Origin of the sequence: Streptomyces sp. NBC_01717 (genome assembly GCF_036248255.1) — a bacterium.
Lineage (GTDB): Bacteria > Actinomycetota > Actinomycetes > Streptomycetales > Streptomycetaceae > Streptomyces.
In genome coordinates, this window is record NZ_CP109178.1 from 3,425,656 (window position 1) to 3,443,264 (window position 17,609).

General features: G+C 70.4%; 19 protein-coding genes and 1 pseudogene. 7 read left to right on the forward strand and 13 right to left on the reverse strand.

The genetic code is table 11. The features are described 5' to 3' along the window. Window positions 1-71 precede the first annotated feature (71 nt). Complete coding sequence (locus OHB49_RS15345; protein WP_030915745.1) at window positions 72-1,037, reverse strand: zinc-binding dehydrogenase; 966 nt, start codon at window positions 1,035-1,037, stop codon at window positions 72-74. Window positions 1,038-1,251: 214 nt separating this feature from the next. Then, on the reverse strand, window positions 1,252-2,475 hold the full coding sequence (locus OHB49_RS15350) for an NAD(P)-dependent malic enzyme (RefSeq protein WP_030969860.1): 1,224 nt from the start codon (window positions 2,473-2,475) through the stop codon (window positions 1,252-1,254). Between the two features lie 524 nt (window positions 2,476-2,999). Here OHB49_RS15350 and OHB49_RS15355 point away from each other — a divergent pair. Genes OHB49_RS15355 through OHB49_RS15365 form a run of 3 tightly spaced genes read left to right on the forward strand, consistent with a single transcriptional unit; the run spans window position 3,000 to window position 5,687 of the window. Then, window positions 3,000-3,956: an ABC transporter substrate-binding protein gene (locus tag OHB49_RS15355; RefSeq protein WP_329160889.1), complete on the forward strand. Its 957-nt coding sequence runs from the start codon at window positions 3,000-3,002 to the stop codon at window positions 3,954-3,956. A gap of 28 nt (window positions 3,957-3,984) precedes the next feature. Continuing rightward, entirely contained in the window at window positions 3,985-4,923 is a 939-nt protein-coding gene (locus OHB49_RS15360; RefSeq protein ID WP_030969856.1) for an amino acid ABC transporter permease, read from the forward strand. An 11-nt stretch (window positions 4,924-4,934) separates the two neighbouring features. Then, on the forward strand, window positions 4,935-5,687 hold the full coding sequence (locus OHB49_RS15365) for an amino acid ABC transporter ATP-binding protein (RefSeq protein WP_030969855.1): 753 nt from the start codon (window positions 4,935-4,937) through the stop codon (window positions 5,685-5,687). Between the two features lie 635 nt (window positions 5,688-6,322). On the opposite strand, the pseudogene OHB49_RS15370 reads toward OHB49_RS15365, so the two are convergent. Continuing rightward, window positions 6,323-6,448, reverse strand: a pseudogene (locus OHB49_RS15370) (SigE family RNA polymerase sigma factor); the annotation flags it as partial. A 145-nt stretch (window positions 6,449-6,593) separates the two neighbouring features. Further along, window positions 6,594-7,355 carry a class I SAM-dependent methyltransferase gene (locus OHB49_RS15375; protein ID WP_329160892.1) on the reverse strand — a complete coding sequence of 254 codons (762 nt, stop codon included), beginning with the start codon at window positions 7,353-7,355 and terminating at the stop codon, window positions 6,594-6,596. Window positions 7,356-7,448: 93 nt separating this feature from the next. Here OHB49_RS15375 and OHB49_RS15380 point away from each other — a divergent pair, with 93 nt between their 5' ends. After that, window positions 7,449-8,078 carry a CGNR zinc finger domain-containing protein gene (locus tag OHB49_RS15380; RefSeq protein ID WP_329160894.1) on the forward strand — a complete coding sequence of 210 codons (630 nt, stop codon included), beginning with the start codon at window positions 7,449-7,451 and terminating at the stop codon, window positions 8,076-8,078. On the opposite strand, the gene sodX is transcribed toward OHB49_RS15380, so the two are convergent. Further along, window positions 7,982-8,428: a nickel-type superoxide dismutase maturation protease gene (sodX, locus tag OHB49_RS15385; protein ID WP_329160895.1), complete on the reverse strand. Its 447-nt coding sequence runs from the start codon at window positions 8,426-8,428 to the stop codon at window positions 7,982-7,984. The two genes, OHB49_RS15380 and sodX, sit on opposite strands and share 97 nt — an antisense overlap. Before the next feature lie 178 nt (window positions 8,429-8,606). Between sodX and sodN the strand changes: the two genes are divergently transcribed. Further along, window positions 8,607-9,002 (forward strand): superoxide dismutase, Ni, encoded by a 396-nt coding sequence (sodN, locus tag OHB49_RS15390; RefSeq protein ID WP_030915726.1) that lies wholly within the window; start codon window positions 8,607-8,609, stop codon window positions 9,000-9,002. Between the two features lie 114 nt (window positions 9,003-9,116). Here the strand turns inward: sodN and OHB49_RS15395 are convergent, their stop codons facing one another. The 5 genes from OHB49_RS15395 to OHB49_RS15415 all read right to left on the reverse strand — a co-directional run bounded on the left by OHB49_RS15395 (window position 9,117) and on the right by OHB49_RS15415 (window position 13,317). Then, window positions 9,117-9,734, reverse strand: coding sequence for a nucleotidyltransferase domain-containing protein (locus OHB49_RS15395; RefSeq protein WP_329160898.1), 618 nt, complete (start codon window positions 9,732-9,734; stop codon window positions 9,117-9,119). Between the two features lie 85 nt (window positions 9,735-9,819). Beyond that, window positions 9,820-10,758, reverse strand: coding sequence for an NAD(P)H-binding protein (locus OHB49_RS15400; protein ID WP_078852630.1), 939 nt, complete (start codon window positions 10,756-10,758; stop codon window positions 9,820-9,822). Next, window positions 10,755-11,120, reverse strand: a complete 366-nt coding sequence (locus OHB49_RS15405) for a DUF952 domain-containing protein (RefSeq protein WP_329160901.1) — start codon at window positions 11,118-11,120, stop codon at window positions 10,755-10,757. Before OHB49_RS15405 ends, OHB49_RS15400 begins: the two co-directional genes overlap by 4 nt. Before the next feature lie 130 nt (window positions 11,121-11,250). Next, entirely contained in the window at window positions 11,251-12,237 is a 987-nt protein-coding gene (locus tag OHB49_RS15410) for an NAD-dependent epimerase/dehydratase family protein (protein WP_329166485.1), read from the reverse strand. 126 nt (window positions 12,238-12,363) lie between these two features. Further along, window positions 12,364-13,317, reverse strand: a complete 954-nt coding sequence (locus OHB49_RS15415; protein WP_329160902.1) for a LysR family transcriptional regulator — start codon at window positions 13,315-13,317, stop codon at window positions 12,364-12,366. A 246-nt stretch (window positions 13,318-13,563) separates the two neighbouring features. Here OHB49_RS15415 and snpA point away from each other — a divergent pair, with 246 nt between their 5' ends. Together snpA and OHB49_RS15425 are read left to right on the forward strand one after the other, a co-directional pair. Beyond that, window positions 13,564-14,238 (forward strand): snapalysin, encoded by a 675-nt coding sequence (gene snpA / locus OHB49_RS15420; protein ID WP_329160903.1) that lies wholly within the window; start codon window positions 13,564-13,566, stop codon window positions 14,236-14,238. A 203-nt stretch (window positions 14,239-14,441) separates the two neighbouring features. Continuing rightward, entirely contained in the window at window positions 14,442-14,897 is a 456-nt protein-coding gene (locus OHB49_RS15425) for a group II truncated hemoglobin (protein ID WP_329160904.1), read from the forward strand. Between the two features lie 117 nt (window positions 14,898-15,014). On the opposite strand, the gene OHB49_RS15430 is transcribed toward OHB49_RS15425, so the two are convergent. The 3 genes from OHB49_RS15430 to OHB49_RS15440 form a co-directional block, all read right to left on the reverse strand. Further along, window positions 15,015-15,686: a DUF6304 family protein gene (locus tag OHB49_RS15430; RefSeq protein WP_313939146.1), complete on the reverse strand. Its 672-nt coding sequence runs from the start codon at window positions 15,684-15,686 to the stop codon at window positions 15,015-15,017. An 82-nt stretch (window positions 15,687-15,768) separates the two neighbouring features. After that, window positions 15,769-16,365, reverse strand: a complete 597-nt coding sequence (locus tag OHB49_RS15435) for a GNAT family N-acetyltransferase (RefSeq protein WP_329160907.1) — start codon at window positions 16,363-16,365, stop codon at window positions 15,769-15,771. Between the two features lie 162 nt (window positions 16,366-16,527). Continuing rightward, window positions 16,528-17,574, reverse strand: a complete 1,047-nt coding sequence (locus tag OHB49_RS15440; protein ID WP_329166487.1) for a family 2 encapsulin nanocompartment cargo protein polyprenyl transferase — start codon at window positions 17,572-17,574, stop codon at window positions 16,528-16,530. Between the last annotated feature and the right edge of the window lie 35 nt (window positions 17,575-17,609).

Genomic DNA, 17,609 nt, shown 5'->3' on the forward strand with positions numbered 1-17,609 from the left:
CCATGCGCACGGCGCAGACCACACAGCAGAACTGGCGCACCATCAAGGGCGCGTCGGGAGGGCGGACGGACTCAGGAGGCGGTGAGCACGATCTTCCCGAACTGGTCTCCCGCGGCAAGTCGTTCGAACCCCTCACGGGCCCGGTCCAACGGCAGCACCTCGTCGATGACGGGCCGCACACCGGTCGTCGCGCAGAACGCCAGCAGGTCCTCCAGCTCGTCCTTGGACCCCATCGTCGAACCGACGACCTTCAGCTCCAGGAAGAAGATCCGGGTCAGCTCGGCGTGCGAGGGCCGGTCGCCGCTGGTCGCACCGGAGATGACCAGGGTGCCGCCGGGGCGCAGTGACTTCACCGAGTGCGACCAGGTTGCGGCGCCGACGGTCTCGATGACGGCGTCGACACGCTGCGGCAGCCGCGCTCCCGGCTCGTACGCCTCGATCGCACCGAGCTCGACGGCCCGCTTGCGCTTGGCTTCATCGCGACTGGTCGCGTAGACCCGCAGGCCTGCGGCGCGACCGAGGACGATCGCGGCGGTGGCGACACCGCCGCCCGCGCCCTGCACGAGCACCGAGTCCCCGGGCCGTACCCCGGCATTGGTGAACAGCATCCGGTACGCGGTGAGCCAGGCGGTCGGCAGACAAGCGGCCTGCTCGAAGGTGAGCTCCTTCGGCTTGGGCAGCACGTTCCAGCTGGGGACGGTGACCTGCTCGGCGAACGTGCCTTGGTAGCGCTCGGTGAGGATGGAGCGGGGCTCCTTCGGGCCGACACCGTGCCCGGTCTGGCCGATGACGGAGTGCAGGACGACCTCGTTGCCGTCCTCGTCGATGCCGGCGGCGTCACAGCCGAGGATCATCGGCAGCTTGTCCTCGGCGAGGCCGACACCACGGAGCGACCAGAGGTCGTGATGGTTGAGGGAGGCGGCGCGGACGTTGACGGTGGTCCAGCCGGGACGCGCCTCGGGGGCGGGGCGCTCGCCCAGCTCAAGGCCGTTGAGGGGCTGGTCGCGGTCGATGCGGGATGCGTAGGCGGCGAACATGGCCCTGACGATAGGCCGGAGGGCCCGTCGGCGTAACCGATCACGGGTGTGACGCGTACCGCGCGTGCGGGTCGCCTGCGGCGGACCTTCGAAGTCGCAGATCCGGCCTCGCCGGTGTCCGGGGCGCGGGGTCCGGGGCGACGCCCTGGTTACGGAAAGGGGCGAGGCCGGGGAACGGGCCCCACAAGCACCCGGCCCCGCCCCGCCCCGGACCTCAGCGTCGCGCCACGCCCTCCGCCCGCGCCGCCGCGGCAACCGCCGCTGTGACGGCCGGAGCGACCCGCTCGTCGAACGGCGACGGAATCACGTAGTCCGCAGCCAACTCGTCACCCACGACATCCGCCAGCGCGTTCGCGGCGGCAATCTTCATGCCCTCCGTGATCCGGGACGCCCGCACCTGCAGCGCCCCCGCGAAGATGCCCGGGAACGCCAGCACGTTGTTGATCTGGTTCGGGTAGTCGGAGCGTCCCGTCGCCACCACGGCCGCGTACTTGTGCGCAATGTCGGGGTGGACCTCGGGGTCCGGATTCGCCATGGCGAAGACGAACGCACCGGGCGCCATCGACGCGACCGCCGACTCCGGCACCGTACCGCCGGACACACCGATGAAGACGTCCGCGCCGACCAGGGCGGTCTCCAGCGGACCGGAGATGCCGGCCCTGTTGGTGAGCTCCGCGAGCTCGCGCTTGACGTCCGTCAGGTCCTCACGGTCCCGGCTGACGACGCCCTTACGGTCGGCCACGGCGACGTCCCCGAGCCCCGCCTCCAGCAGGAACTTCGCGATGGCCACCCCGGCCGCACCGGCGCCGGAGATGACACCGCGCAGGTCGCCGAGGGTCCGCCCGGACAGCTTCGCGGCGTTCCGCAGGGCCGCCAGCGTCACGACGGCGGTGCCGTGCTGGTCGTCGTGGAAGACCGGGATGTCGAGCCGCTCCTTGAGCTTGCGCTCGATCTCGAAGCAGCGGGGCGCCGAAATGTCCTCCAGGTTCACCCCTCCGAAGGACGGCGCGAGGCGGACGACCGTCTCGACGATCTCGTCCGCGTCGGTGGTCGCGAGCGCGATCGGCACGGCGTCGACGCCGCCGAACTGCTTGAAGAGGATCGCCTTGCCCTCCATCACCGGGAGGGACGCCTCGGGACCGATGTCGCCCAGTCCGAGCACCGCGGTGCCGTCCGTCACGACGGCGACGACCTGCGACTTCCAGGTGTAGTCATGGACCAGCTCGGGGTTCTCGGCGATGGCGCTGCACACCTTGGCGACGCCGGGCGTGTACGCGAGGGACAGATCGTCCTTGTCCCGGATGGGGACGGTGGCCTGCACGGCCATCTTCCCGCCGCGGTGAAGCGCGAAGGCCGGATCGAACGGCTCGTCGGTGGCGCTGTCGGTGCTGTTGTCGGTGTTGCTGTCGCTGCGAGGATTGACGATCTCCGCTGCCATGGTGTTGACCCCTTAAGTCTTCAACGTCTGAGGGTGGCCACTCCTGATTGAGGAGGGGTGGGCGGGCACCGCGTACGTTCCCTGCGCCGGGCGGTTGGCCCGCCCCGGCAGGGGGAGGTACGTACGCGCGGGCGCGCCGCACACGCGCCCTGGGCCCCGGATGAGGGGTGTAAACGTCTTTCTTACCGGACGGACCGCGTCGCGGACGAGTCCATACCGACGCGGTGACGTGCCTCATAGTCGAATATCTGGACAAGTCCGCCAACACGCGAAATATGCGCCAGCATGTGAGACACGCCGTAGATTCTCCGGCTGCAAGAAGGAAACCCCTCAGAAGGTCCGGCCTTGATGTACCGGCCTCTTGGGGTTCGGGGATCGCCCGTTATCCGATTTTGACATGCCTGGCACCCTGAATGGGCTAGTCCGAATGGCAAGATGCCCCTAATCGCACGAGGCGGCGACATCCGACGATGTGTGCCATCCCGCCTGGCCACTCCACCCTCACCTGCCGGAGGAACCCGATCATGACCGCACGCACCACCCGTCGCACGGCCGCAACGTCCAGGATTGCAGCGGTCTGCGCCATCGCGGTCGCCGGCACCATGCTGCTGACCGCCTGCGGCGACCAGACGAACTCGGACACCACGAAGACGGAGGGCGGCACCAAGAGCACCGCCCCGCTCTTCGACAAGCTGCCTGCGGACATCCAGAAGGCCGGTGTCATCAAGGTCGGCACAGACGCCACGTACGCTCCGATGGAGTTCAAGCAGGGCGACAAGATCGTCGGTGTCGACCCCGACATCGCTGCGGCCCTCGGCAAGCAGCTCGGCGTGAAGATCGAGTTCACCTCGGGAACCTTCGACACCCTTCTCGGCGCTCTGCCCACCGGCCGCTACAACGCCGTCATGTCCGCCATGAGCGACACCAAGGCCCGCCAGGAGGGTCTGGACGACAAGGGCAAGAAGACCGGCACCGGTGTCGACTTCGTCGACTACTTCACCGCCAGCACTGGCATCCTGGTGAAGAAGGGCAACCCGGAGGGCATCAAGTCGCTCGACGACCTCTGCGGCAAGAAGCTCGCCGTCCAGCGCGGCACGACGTACGAGCAGGCCGCCAAGGACCTGTCGGCCAAGTGCGTCAAGGACGGCAAGAAGAAGATCTCGATCGAGGCCTTCTCCAGCGACGCCGAGGCCCAGACCCGCGTCAAGTCCGGCGGCGCCGTCGCCGACTTGAACGACTCCCCGGTCGCCGCCTACATCGCCAAGACTGCGGGCGGCGGCAACGACTTCGAGGCCGTCGCCAACAAGTCGGACGCCGGACCGTTCGGTATCGCGGTCGACAAGAAGAACACGCAGCTCCGCGACGCCCTCAAGACCGCCCTGGATGCGATCATCGCCGACGGGACCTACAAGGCCGCTCTCGACAAGTGGGGTGCCGCCGACGGTGCCGTCACCGCAGCCGCCGTCAACGGTGGCAAGTGAACCACGCACCGGCTGAAGGGCAGTCGTTGTGAACGACAAGATCGACAAGGTTCCGTCCGGGGCGGTCCCCACCCCGGACCGGATCGCTCCTGTGGCCAATAAGGCGATCCCGGTACGCCATGTCGGGCGCTGGATCAGCGGGCTGATCGTGGTCGCCGTCCTTGCGACCCTCGGGTACGCCTTCTCGCAGGGCAATGTGCGCTGGGCGACCGTGCCGGAGAAGCTGTTCGACTCCAGCATCCTCACCGGCCTGTGGCACACCATCCTGATCAGCGTGGCCTCCATGGCCCTGGGCCTGGTGCTCGGCGTGGTCTTCGCCGTGATGCGCCTGTCCAAGAACCCGGTGACCGGCTGGGTGGCCTGGCTGTACATCTGGTTCTTCCGCGGCACTCCGGTCTACGTGCAGCTGCTGATCTGGTTCAACCTCGCCCTGATCTTCCCGATCTTCGACATCGGGTTCTACCGGGACGAGATGACCGATGTCATGACCCCCTTCCTGGCCGCCCTGCTGGGGCTCGGTCTCAATGAGGGTGCGTACATGGCGGAGATCGTCCGGGCCGGCATCCAGTCCGTCGACGAAGGCCAGACCGAGGCGTCCCACGCACTGGGCATGACGCAGGCGAAGACCATGCGGCGAGTGGTGCTCCCGCAGGCGATGCGGGTGATCATCCCGCCGACGGGCAACGAGTTCATCAACATGCTCAAGACCTCGTCGCTGGTCGTGGCCGTGCAGTACCAGGATCTGCTGCGCAGCGCACAGGACATCGCGTCCACCTCGTTCGCGGTGATGGAGATGCTCTTTGTCGCCTCGATCTGGTACCTGGCCCTGACCAGCGTGTTCAGCGTCGGCCAGTACTACCTGGAGCGCCGTTACGCCCGCGGGGCACTGCGCTCCCTGCCGCCCACCCCGCTGCAGCGTCTGCGGGCCAACCTGAACATGCTCCGCCGTTCGGAGGTGGCCAAGTGACCACACACGCCATGGTGAAAGCCGAGGGCGTCCACAAGTCCTTCGGCGCCGCGCACATCCTCAAGGGCATCGACCTGGAGGTCGCGCCGCGTGAGGTGTTCTGCCTGGTCGGTCCGTCCGGTTCCGGCAAGTCCACCTTCCTGCGGTGCATCAACCACCTGGAGAAGATCAACGCCGGGCGGCTGTCCGTGGACGGCGATCTGGTGGGCTACCGCGAGAAGGGCAACAAGCTCTACGAGCTCAAGGACAGCGAAGTGGCGGCCAAGCGCCGCGACATCGGCATGGTCTTCCAGCGCTTCAACCTCTTCCCGCACATGACGGCCATCGAGAACGTCATGGAGGCACCCGTCCAGGTCAAGGGTGAGACGAAGGCTGTCGCCCGGGCCCGCGCGGAGCGGCTCCTGGACCGGGTCGGCCTCGGCGACAAGGCGAAGAACTACCCGTCGCAGCTCTCCGGCGGCCAGCAGCAGCGGGTGGCCATCGCCCGTGCCCTGGCCATGGAGCCGAAGCTGATGCTCTTCGACGAGCCGACGTCGGCGCTCGACCCCGAGCTGGTCGGCGATGTCCTGGACGTCATGCGCGGTCTCGCGGAGGACGGCATGACGATGATCGTCGTGACCCACGAGATGGGCTTCGCCCGTGAGGTCGGCGATGCGCTGGTCTTCATGGACGACGGTGTGGTGGTCGAGTCGGGCCACCCGCGCGACGTACTGACCAACCCGCAGCACGACCGGACGAAGTCGTTCCTGTCGAAGGTGCTGTAGCGGTACGGAAATGACGAGAGGGCGGTACGGACCCCGGTCCGTACCGCCCTCTTCCGTATCTGCGGCTACTACTTCGCCGACAGCTCCGGGCTGAGCATCAGGGTGCGAAGCTGCGCGCGGGTGAGCGGCGGGGACTTGAGAAGCGGGCCCTGCGCCTGTTCGCTCTCGAGACCCGTGCTGTCGCGGACGGACAGCAGCCCGCCGTCCTTCGGAGTGAGCCGGGCGACGAGCTCGGGCCCCCACAGGGGCGTGCCCCCATAGTTCATCGGGTCGCTCCAGATGGTCAGGATCCGCCCGTCCGGGAGCACTTCGCGTACGCACTGCGCCGGGCGGGGCTCCCCGTTGGTGGGCTCGCAGAGGTTCGCGGCGGGATCGACTCCGCCGGACTTCTGCCGGACCTGCTGGCCCGTCCTGACGTCGACGACGAGGTAACCGACGCCGCCGTCCCTGCGAACGGAGTACTGCCCATCCAGCGGCCCCACCGGATGCTCCTCCGCCTGCGCGGCGGTGGCGTGTTTGATGATCACGGCAAGGGAGACCTGCTCGACCGGGCCGACGCCCTTGGGCAACAGCTTGACCAGCTGCTTCGCCCGGCCGCTGTTGCCGACCGCCTCGGCGGGGCCCCCACCGAGGCGGAGTGTCGACTGGACCAGGTCCTCGGCCTCGTGCCGGTCGCCGCAGAGCAGATAGGCGCTGCGGAACAGTGCCGTACGCCTGCCTTCGACGAAGGCGTGCAGCGCGGCATCGTCAGCGGTCCGCATCGTCGGCGCCCCTTCCCGGGTCCGCGGGTGCGGACCGTCTCACCCTTCCAGTGCGCCGGGGTGCGCGGCGGGTTGCAGAGGTCGGACAGAAAGTCGGGGCGGTACGGACCGGAGTCCGTACCGCCCCGACGAGGGCGGGCTGCCGCTACTTCACTGCGAGTACCAGGGCGTCCGAGGGCGAGGCCCAGACGGCCCGCGCCTCGCCGAAACCCGCGGCCCGCAGCGTCTCCGCGTGCCACTGGGCGGACGGCATGTCGCCGTCCGCATGCTCGCCGTAGATCTTGTACCGCTCGGCGGTCGGTGCGGCGAGGACCGGGTCCTCGGCGGCCAGGGCCCACCAGTCCGCCCAGTCGACGGCGCCCGCGGCCTTGGCGCGGTCCATGGCGGCGTGCCGGTGGGCGCGTTCGGCCGCGTTGATCCGGGGGGTCGCGGTGTCGATCATCCGGTCGGCGTTCATGAACACCCCGCCGTCCCGGACGAGCCCGGCGAGCTGCCCGTAGAGCGTGGTGAGCGGTTCGCTGTGCAGCCAGTGCAGGGCGGTGGCGGTGAGGACGGCGTCGTACGTGTCGTGCGGCAGCCGCTCCACCCACTCCGGGTCCTTGAGATCGGCGGTCACGAACGTGGCGCGCTCGTCGCCGGCGAAGGAACCACGGGCGATGGCGAGCAGCGCGGGGTCGAGGTCGATGCCGGTACTGGTGGCCTCGGGGAACCGCTTGAGCAGCCGGTCCGTAATACTTCCCGTACCGCACGCGAGGTCGAGCACCCGTGGTTCGGGCCCCACCACGGCCTCGACCATGTCCAGCATCACCCGGAACCGCTCCTCGCGGTCGGGCATGTACCACTCCTGCTGCCGGTCCCAGCTCTGCTGCCAGGCCTGCCAGTCGGTGCCCGCTGCTGTCTCCGTCACGAGAATCCCTCCAATGTAATACCCTGAAACTGCAAACGCCTATTACTCCGATCGCCGCACGATGACCCTAGACCGACCCGGTAAGGACTACAAGTGGAACTGGCCTATTACTCGGACTACGCGGTGCGCCTGGTCAACACCGAGGAGCCGGCCCGCAACAAGGACGTCCTCACCTCCGTCGAGGCGGTCCGCGAGCTGTTCGGCGTCAACGCGCAGGCCGCGAGGCGCGCCACCGACGCGGATGTGACCCGCTTCCGGTCGGTACGGGCGCGGCTGCGCGCCGTCTTCGAGGCGGCCGACAGCGGCGACGAGACGCTCGCCGTCGACCTGCTGAACTCCCTGCTGCTGGAGTTCCCGGTCAGCCCGCAGATCTCCGGCCACGACACCCGTGACGAGGACGGCAAACCGGACTGGCACATGCACCTGGCCGACCACCCGTCGAACGCGACGGCCGGATACGCCGCCATCGCGGCGATGGGGCTCGCCTTCCACCTCACGTCGTACGGCGTGGACCGGCTCGGCCTGTGCGAGGCGGCGCCTTGCCGCAACGCCTATCTCGACACCTCGACCAACCGGTCCCGGCGCTACTGCTCGGACCGCTGCGCGACCCGCGCCAACGTGGCCGCCTACCGGGCCCGCAAACGTCTGGAGGCGGAGCGCACGGCCGACACCGGCCGCAGCGTGGTCGCCGCCCAGCCCAGCACCCCGAGCACCGACCTCTGATCCTTCCTCAGCGGCCGGTAGCGGACCCGGACCCTGGCCAGCACCAGCTCCTCGGGCACCGTCCCGTAATCCGTGCTGTCCCCGCCCGCGAACGTGTTGTCGCCGAGCACCCACCAGCCGCCCGCACGGCGCTCGACGGCCCGTTTGACGACCAACAGGTCCTGCTGGAACGGATGGCGCAGAATCACCACATCGCCCGGGCGCACCGGCGCCCCGTACTGCACGAGCAGCCAGTCCCCGTGGTGGAGCGTGGGAACCATCGAAGGCCCCGTCACCTCCACCACCTGGAACGGCACTCGCGCCGCCAGCCCGCGCGCCTGCTCCTGTGTCAGCTCCGGCCCCTCCGGCATTTCCGGCACCTCCCCGGTCCGTTCATTACACCGTCCCGCATACCGTTCCGTACATTCGGCCACTGGTCCCATCCTCACCCCGGACTTTTGGCCTAAGCCCATGGGGGCACCCGCAAAAACAGCTCCCTCACGGAGTAATGTCCCACCTGAGAAGACGATCACGAGGAAGGACAGCTCAATGCTTTCCCGCCTGTTTGCCCCCAAGGTGAAGGTCAGCGCCCACTGCGACCTGCCCTGCGGCGTGTACGACCCGGCCCAGGCCCGCATCGAGGCGGAGTCCGTCAAGGCCGTCCAGGAGAAGTTCCAGGCCAACGAGGACCCGCACTTCCGGGCCCGCGCGGTGGTCATCAAGGAGCAGCGCGCCGAGCTCGCGAAGCACCACATCTCGGTGCTGTGGAGCGACTACTTCAAGCCCCCGCACTTCGAGAAGTACCCGGAGCTGCACCAGCTGGTCAACGACGCCCTGAAGGCGCTGTCGGCCGCGAAGGCCTCCACCGACCCGGCGACGGGTCAGAAGGCGCTGGACTACATCGCCCAGATCGACAAGATCTTCTGGGAGACCAAGAAGGCCTGATCGCCGCTTCCGAGCGGTTCGGCCTGCCACGCAGGCCGAGGCAGAACAGAAGGGCCCAACCGGACTTGCCGGTCGGGCCCTTCTACAGTTCCGAGGCCGCTCGGGAGACCACCGTCACCGGTACCTGCGCAGACGTACCGCCCAAGGATGGTCGGCGCCGTGCGCCAGGGTGACGGTCTCGGTCAGCCAGGCACGCTGGTCGGCGGTCAGGACCCGCAGCGCCGTTGTGAAGTCCTCCTCGTCCTTGGGGCGTCGCGATTTCGCCTTGTACAGGAGCTGCACATGCAGGGCCAGGTACGGGATGCCGTCCCCCGAGACCCGGCACAGCCGGTCGAGCGGGAGGCGGATGCGGGTGTCGCGGCGGAAGGCCCAGTCGGTGCCGTCCGCCTCGTCGAGCATGAGCTGGATGCGCCAGGGCTCGTCGGGGCCCGGTCGGCACCAGATGTCGTGGACCCCGTGCGGGAGGATCTCGCCGGGGAGCCACGGCCGCAGGGTGCCGGGCGGGTCGGCGGCCCACCACTCCCAGCCGGCGAGCACCTGCTGGACGGTCAGCTGGTCGCGGCGGAGCAGCGTGACGTCGATGTCGGCGTGGTCGCGGAAGGCGTGGCCGACCGCCAGCTCGACCGCGTAGCCGCCCGCGATCCACCAGGGGGTGCGCAGCGGGGCGAAGCGGCGGGCGACCTCGGCGAGAGGGGCCGGGTCCCAGGGCCCCCAGGGGGTTTCCGTGCGCATGGCTGTCGTTCCGTCCCTTCGTTCCGGTCGGACAGGCCGCCCGTTCGCCGCCGGCTCCCCGGTCGTCGGTCGTGCCGTCGGACGGTCAGTCGGCCTTCAGCAAGTGCCGGTAGCTGTCCGGATTCTCGCTCAGGTATGTGGCAAGGCTCTTCGCCGGGCGGCCGGTGAGGCGCGTCACCGCGTCCGAGACCGTGGACATCTCGCCGGCGGCGATGGCCTCGTACGACGTCACCCAGCCGGCGACCTCCCACTCCTCGGCACCGTGCTGCGCCCGTGAGGCGTAGGCCTCATCCCGGGTCTCCGGGTGGTAGGTGATGGTGCGTCCGGTGGCCCGGCTCAGTTCCTCGGCCGCTTCGGCGAGGGTGAACGCCTCGGGTCCGGTGAGGTCGTACGTCACCCCGTCGTGGCGGGTGTCCTCGCTCTCGGTGTCGGCAAGCAGGACGGCGGTCGCCGCGTCGGCGATGTCCTCGTGCGCAACGGCCGCGACCCGGCCCTCACCGGCCGGACCGCGCAGCACCCCGTCGGCCCCGGTCATCGCCGGGATACCCGCGAGGTACCAGCTGTCGCGCAGGAAGGTGTGGCGCACACCGGAGACGCGGATGTGCGCCTCGGTGTGCCAGTGGTCGCGGGCGAAGGTGAACGTGGCGTCCGGCGCGGCGCCGAGGAAGGACACGTAGACGATGCGTTCGACATGGGCGGCGACCGCCGCGTCCACGGCGGTGGTGTGGTCGAGTACCCGGTTCGGGCTCTCGTGCGCCGAGACGAGGAACAGGGTGTGCGCGCCGGCGAGGGCCTGGCGCATCGCCTCCCCGTCACCGTAGGCGGCGGGCGGTGCGGCGACCGCACCGGGCAGGTCCGGCAGCCGGGACGGGTCGCGGCCGAGGAGCCTTACGGGGACACCGGCGCGCGCGAGCCGCTGTGCGACACGGCCGCCGACCGCGCCGCTCGCACCGGTCACCGCGATGATCGGGGCATCCCTGACCACGGTGCTGCCGCCGATGTCCGTGGGGCGTGTGGTGTTCATACGGGGCTGCCTTCCTTGCGCAACCAGGGACGCACTTCCACGACCGCGTCCACCGGGACGGGACCGTAGATGTGCGGGAACTCCTCGCCGCCGGGCGCGAGGGCCTCGTACCGCACGGGTACCGGGAGCCGCGCGGGATCGATGACGAGTACCACCAGGTCCACCGGACTCCCGGCAGCGGCCGGGACCTCGGCGCCGTACAGCATCTCGGCCACGCCCGGGAGCTGATGGGGCGACGAGCAGTGGATGAAGCCCTCTTCGTGCAGAGTGCGGCCGCGGGTGGACATCTCGTACGTCCCGGTCCCGCGGGCCGCCTCCCACAGGGGGCGTTCGGTGAGGTGAAGCAGCAGTTCTTCGGCCATGGGCCCCAAACTAGCTGCGCAGACGGCTCCTTCGGGCCATCGGCGTGGCCGCCGACGCGGTGCCGCACCGGATGGGCCGGACAGGCCGCGGCGCGTGCGCCGCCTGCACGACAGCCGACGTCCCTCGCCCCTATTGCGTCAGCAGTTTCGCCTCGGTCCCGGGGTCCAGCCCCACCACGGGGCGGTCCGGCCGCTGCGGTGCCGCGCCGCCCAGCTCGCACAGCCAGTTCCAGGTGTCGGTGACCGTCTCCCCCACCGGCCGGCAGTGCAGTCCGGCCGCGTACGCCTTGCTCACATCGCCGCGGTGCATGGTGTCGTGCAGCTCGCCCGGCGGCAGCCAGACCGGCAGGTCGGTCCACGGCTCCACGCCCGCCGCGAGGATCTTCTCGGCGGGCGTCCAGCGCAGCACGGCGTCGGAACCTGTGGCGCGTACACAGGCGTCCAGCAGCTCGCCCATGGTGGCGTGCCCAGGACGGCTGACCAGGTTGTACGGTCCGTGCAGGCCGCGCTCCGCCGCCTCCAGCAGCCAGTTCGCGAGATCGCGGGCGTCGATGTACTGGAGCGGGGTGTCCGGCGCGCCCGGGGCCATCACGGGTCCACCGCGGGCGATCCGCCGCAGCCACCACGGCAGCCTGCCGATGTTCTCCCACGGGCCGAGGATCAGTCCGGCGCGGGCCAGCAGGGCGCGGTCGCCGAAGGCGTCGAGCGCGGCCAGTTCGCCACCGCGTTTGGCCAACGGGTACGAGACCTCCGCCCCGGCGTCCGGTGAGGCGCCGGTCACCAGCGGTCCGTCCTCGGGCAGTCCGGCCGGGGCCGGGTACGCGTACACCGAACGGCTGGAGACGTACACGTAACGCCCGGCCCGGTCCGCGAGCAGCCGGGCCGCGTCCCGCACCGCCGAGGGCGCGCCGCTCCAGGTGTCGACGACCAGGTCCCAGCCGTCCTCCCCCGCGGCGGCGAGCGCCGCGAGGCCGTCGGCGGTGGTCCGGTCACCGAACAGCTCGGTGGTGCCCGGCGGGGGTGAGTGGTGGCCGCGGTGGAACACCGTGACCAGCCAGTTCCGCGCGAGCGCCGCCTCGGTGACGGCACGTCCGACGAATTCCGTACCGCCCAGGATCAAGAGCCTCATGGGCCGACTCTGCCCGCGGGCAGGGCGGTCGGGAACATTTCCTCGCTCTGGGCGCAATCGGACACACCGGTGGCCACGCTATGCCTCAGAGACCTGCGGGGGTGCGCGGCGGACTCACGGCGTGCGCGCAAGCGGGCTCCGGTGACGCAGCAGCCACTGGTGGTATCCGGCCACCCGCTGCGCCGCCTCCCGGTACGCCGCCTCCAGCTCGCCGTACACCGTGCCCGTATCGGCGCCCGGCCGGGACACCAGCAACAGTCTTACGGCGAGCGGGTCGTCGCGCAGGGGACGGATCGCCATGTCGTCGCGCGGCCCCGAGGTGGGCTGGCACGGGGCGACCGCCTCGCCGAGGACGACCAGGGAGGCAGCGGTGAGGTAGTCGCCGTGCAGAACGGTCGGGGCGAGACCGGCCGCGCCGAACACCCGGCGCAGCCCGTCCCATTCGCCGTCCACCGTGGGGTCGACCATCCACCGGTCGGCGGCCAGATCGCCGAGGTCCACCACCGGCCGGGCAGCGGCCGGATGGTCCCTGGCCATGGAGATGAACTGCGGTTCGCGGTCAATGAGTACGCGCTGCTCCAGGCCGTCCGGGATGGACAGCGGACAGCCCTCCACCTCGTGCACGAACGCGACATCGAGCCGGCCCGCCTCGACCGTACGCAACAGGGCGTGCGCCGATACGTCGACCCGCAGCGAGATCTCCGTGTCGGGCAGCCGGAGCCGCAGCCTGCGCAGCCAGCCGCCGATCACCCGGCTGGCGGTGCAGCCGATCCGCAGCAGCGGACCACCGTCGCGGACGGCTTCGGCCTCCGCCCTGAAGTCGGTGACCAGAGCGGTCATGCCGTCGACCAGGGGGCGGGCCCGGCTGAGGACGGAACGGCCGAGGAGGGTCGGGCGGCAGCCGGTCCGATCGCGGCGGAACAGTTCGGCTCCGAGGGAGTTCTCGATCCGCCGCAACTGGTTGGTCAGGGAGGGCTGGCTCACGCCCAGCCTGCGGGCCGCTCGGTGCAGGCTGCCGGTGTCGGCGATGGCGCACAGCACCCTGAGGTGCCTCACCTCGAGCTCCATGCTGCCGAGAGTATGGCGGCCGCAGCTGCCGCACCAGAGGCCCCAACTACACCAAAGCCCGGTAATTCACCGGGTGTTGGGCAAGATTCCGATCAGTCTTCCGGAGCCGGACGATAGGGCCGTGCTATCGCCGGTTGACATCATCCGCCGCGGCTCAGGTTCCCCGACACTCTCTGCGTACCGCACCCGCCCGAGTCCGATCGTCGGACGGGTTCATCGGATCGGAACCCGGTAGGAGAACCCCCCATGAAACACCCCAGGACCGTCATGTCGGCCGTGGTCGGCCTCGGTTTGGGCCTCGCCGCCGCGCTGGGCACCGCGCCCGCCGCCGTCTCGGCCGCTCCGGCCCCTGCCGCACCCCCCACCTCCGCATCTGCCCCGTACGCGGGCTACACCGCACACTCCGGATCGCGGTCACACGAGAGCGCCGCGGCGAACAAGGCGTTCTTCGAGGCGGTCGTGAAGTCGGTCGCCTCGAAGCGGGCCGCACACCCCGGTCTCAAGGCGGTCACCATCGTCTACAGCACCGCCAATGCGCCGAGCTTCCGTACGCAGATAGCCAACAGCACGCAGATATGGAACAGCTCGGTCTCCAACGTCCGGCTGCAGGAGGGCTCCAACCCCGACTTCGCCTACTACGAGGGCAATGACCCCAGCGGCTCGTACGCGAGCACCGACGGGCACGGCAACGGCTACATCTTCCTCGACTACGCGCAGAACCAGCAGTACAACTCCACCCGCGTCACCGCGCACGAGACCGGGCATGTGCTCGGGCTCCCGGACGACTACTCGGGGCCGTGCAGCGAGCTCATGTCGGGCGGCGGCCCCGGCCCGTCCTGCACCAACCCGTATCCGGACGCGAACGAGCGCAGCCAGGTGAACTACCTGTGGCAGTTCGGCTTCGCAGCCGCCCTGCACTGATCGGCGCCGCCCCTCCCCTGTGCCGCAAGGGGCCACTCCGCACCTCGGGGTGGTCCCTTGCGGCGCGTTGCCGCGGCGGGACGGCTGAACCTGTGCCCCCGCTTGATCCGCCGGCAGCGAACGGTCCGGGAGGGCCACTCCCCCTGATGGATGCTGGGCCCAGCGGCCCGGGGCGGACCGGGTCCGGCCATGGAGGTAGACGCGTGAGCGAGCGTCCGGGAACGCTGTACAAGGCCGTCGGCGGTGTCGACGTACTGCGCCGGCTGAGCAACACCTTCTACGACAAGACGCTGGCGGATCCGCTGCTCGCCCCCGTTTTCGCGGACTTCTCTCCGACCCATATCGAGCATGTCGCCGTGTGGCTGGCCGAGATCTTCGACGGACCCGCCGACTTCACCGGGAAGCTCGGGGGCCATCAGTCCCTGTTGCGCTCCCATCTCGGGTTGTCGATCACCGAGCCGCAGCGGCTGCGCTGGATGGAGCTGATGACAGCCGCAGTCGAGAAGGAGTTGCCGGACGACGAGCTGCTGCGCCGCCGTGTGCTGGAGTACTTCGACTGGGGCACCAGGATCGCGCGCGACGTCTCGGCGTCCCCGGCCGGTGCGGACCTCGGCGATCCGGGGCCGACGCCGCGCTGGGGCTGGGAGGGCCTGCGCTGACGGCCGGCGCGCGCACGGCCGGTGCGCGGCGACGCCCGGCGCGCATGACCACCACGCGCGGCCGAGTTCGGTTTACGGAACAGGTACAGCCGCTCGTCCTGGGTGTCTTCGGGGCTCTCAGGCGAGTTCGAGCGGGAACGCGCCCCGGTGGCCGGTGCCCGCACCCTCCGCGGGGCGCGCCTCGAACTCGCGGCAGCTCCAGATCTCCTGGACGAACCCGGTCCGCCGGTCCCACAGATCGAGCACGTCGTCCTCGCCCGCCGCCCCGCGGTACGCGTCCTTCGCACCCCGGAAACAGGCAAGGCCGCCGGAGAGTCCACGGTCGGTCGTCGCCGGGAAGTAGTCCGAGAACGCACAGGCGATGCACGACTGCAGACGGACTCCGGGCGGGAGGGAGCGCTGGATCATGGCGAGCGCGGTGGCGAAGTCGCACTCGGCCCGGCGCGACCCGTAGACCGCGCCGCCGAAGTGCAGCTCCAGATGGAGATCGGCCTCCGGGCGGCGCAGCGACAACAGGCAGCCGAGCGTGGCCTGGTGAACCGTGCCGTCCGCGACGACCGGAAGCGGCAGGTCCCACTCCAGCACGCAATCGGTGAGTGCGCCGTCCGCCAGGGCGAACATTCCGCTCTCCGGCGGCATGCCGGCCACCGGAGCGAGGTCGTCGAAGCTTTCGCCCTCGAAGTCGACGCCCCTGACCCGGATGCGGAGTTGCTGTCCATCGGTGGTGAGGATGAAGGCCTCGGAACCTTGCCGGTCCCGGTACCACCCTGCCCATGACTCATCTGTCATGGGCACGGACTGTAGCCCGTGCCCATCGCCGCCGCCCGGCCGCCCTCCACTTCGCTGTCGCGGGCGCCGCGGGTCCGTGACCTCAGCCGACCTGCGGCTCCCGCCACATGGGCCACATCGACGGACCGTCCGGGAGTTCGACGGTCGTCCCCATGAAGGTGAAGCCCAGCCGTTCGTAGAGCCGGCGGCTGCGCGCGCTGCTCGCCTCCAGATAGGCGGGGACGCCGTCGCGGTCGCAGCGCTCCAGCACATCGGCGACCAGGGCCGCACCGATCCCCTCCCCCTGACGGTCCGGGGACACCCCGATCATGAGCAGATACTCGTGGGCCCGGTCGTGCGGGTGGATCGCGCCCGTGAGCCTCCCCACCAGCTCGGCGCGCTCGTTGTCGGGGTCCGCGGTCGCCCGCATCAGGGCGGGGGTGGTGTCCTCCTCCGTGGGTGCGCCCGCGGGCACGGGCAGCCACAGAGCCACGGCCGTGCCGTCCTCCAGCAGGTCGATACGGCCTTCGGCGAGCGTGACGTCGACGAAGACGCCGAGGAACTTTCCGTGCACGGCCCGGCGGTGCGCCTCGTCCGGGAAGACCCAGCCGCTGACCGGGTCGTGGTGGAACGCCTCGTCCAGGAGCCGCACCACCTGTTCGCGGTCTTCCGCTTCCGCCTGCCGTATCCGTACACCCATGTCCGGCTCCCGCTCTCGCTCGTACCGCCTCAACCGACGTACAGGATCTTAGAGTTGATGCCGTACGGGTCCGGCGGGAGCCGGTCGCTCCCCTCTGCCCTCCTCTCCTGTCCCAGGGCGACGGGCGGGTGACGGCCGCTTCCTCCTTTCTCCTTTCCTCCCTCAGTGGGTCCGGCGGGTGACGAACTCCGCCAGGGCGAGCAGATCGCCCGCCGCCGCCAGGTCGGGCACCGCCCGGGACAGATGGTGGACCGCGCGGGCCATCCGGTCCGCCGCGCTGACCTGCGCCCAGTCGCGTCCGCCGGCCCGGTCGACCGCGTCGGCGGCTCGGTCCACCTCGCCGGGTGTGCGCATGGAACCCCGGTAGAGCGCGGCGAGTTCGGCCGCCGCCGGGGTGTGGGAGGTCAGCGCGGCGACCACCGGCAGGGACTTCTTGTGGGCGGTCAGGTCCGCCCCGACCGGCTTCCCGCTCTGCACCGGGTCCCCCCAGATGCCGATCAGATCGTCGATGAGCTGGAAGGCGAGGCCCGCCTCCCGGCCGAAGCCGTCCATCGCGCCGACCTCCCGCTCCGCCACGCCGGCGTACAGCGCACCGAGTGCGCAGGCGCAGCCGAGGAGGGCGCCGGTCTTGGCGGTGGCCATGGCGAGACACTCGTCGAGCGAGACCTCGTCGGGGCCACGCTCCTCGAAGGAGCAGTCGGCCTGCTGTCCCGCGCACAGCTCGATGACGCAGTTCGCCAGCCGGACCGAGGCGCGTGCCGACGCCGGGCGGGTGTCCTCGGCGAGCAGCCGGTGGGCCAGGGCGAGCATGGCGTCGCCCGCGATGACGGCGGCCGGGACGCCGAACACCGTCCAGGCCGTGGGGCGGTGCCTTCGGGTCCGGTCCTCGTCGATGACATCGTCGTGCAGGAGGCTGAAGTTGTGGACCAGTTCCACGGCCACGGCTGCCCGCACCGCCTGCTCCGCGTCGCCGCCCACCGCCCGGGCCGCGGCGAGGACGAGCGCGGGCCTGATCGCCTTGCCGGCCTGCCCGGCGGTCGCAGTGCCGTCGGCGTGCTCCCAGCCGAAGTGGTACATCGCGACACGCCGGATGGATCCGGGCAGCGACTCGACCGCGGCCCGAAGTTGCGGATCGACGAGACTCCGAGTGCGCTCCAGGAGCGCCAGTGCCTCGTGGCCCTCGGTTGTGGCGGTGTCCGTACTGATCATGGTCACAGTGGCTCCCTCAGGTCACCCGGGTCCGG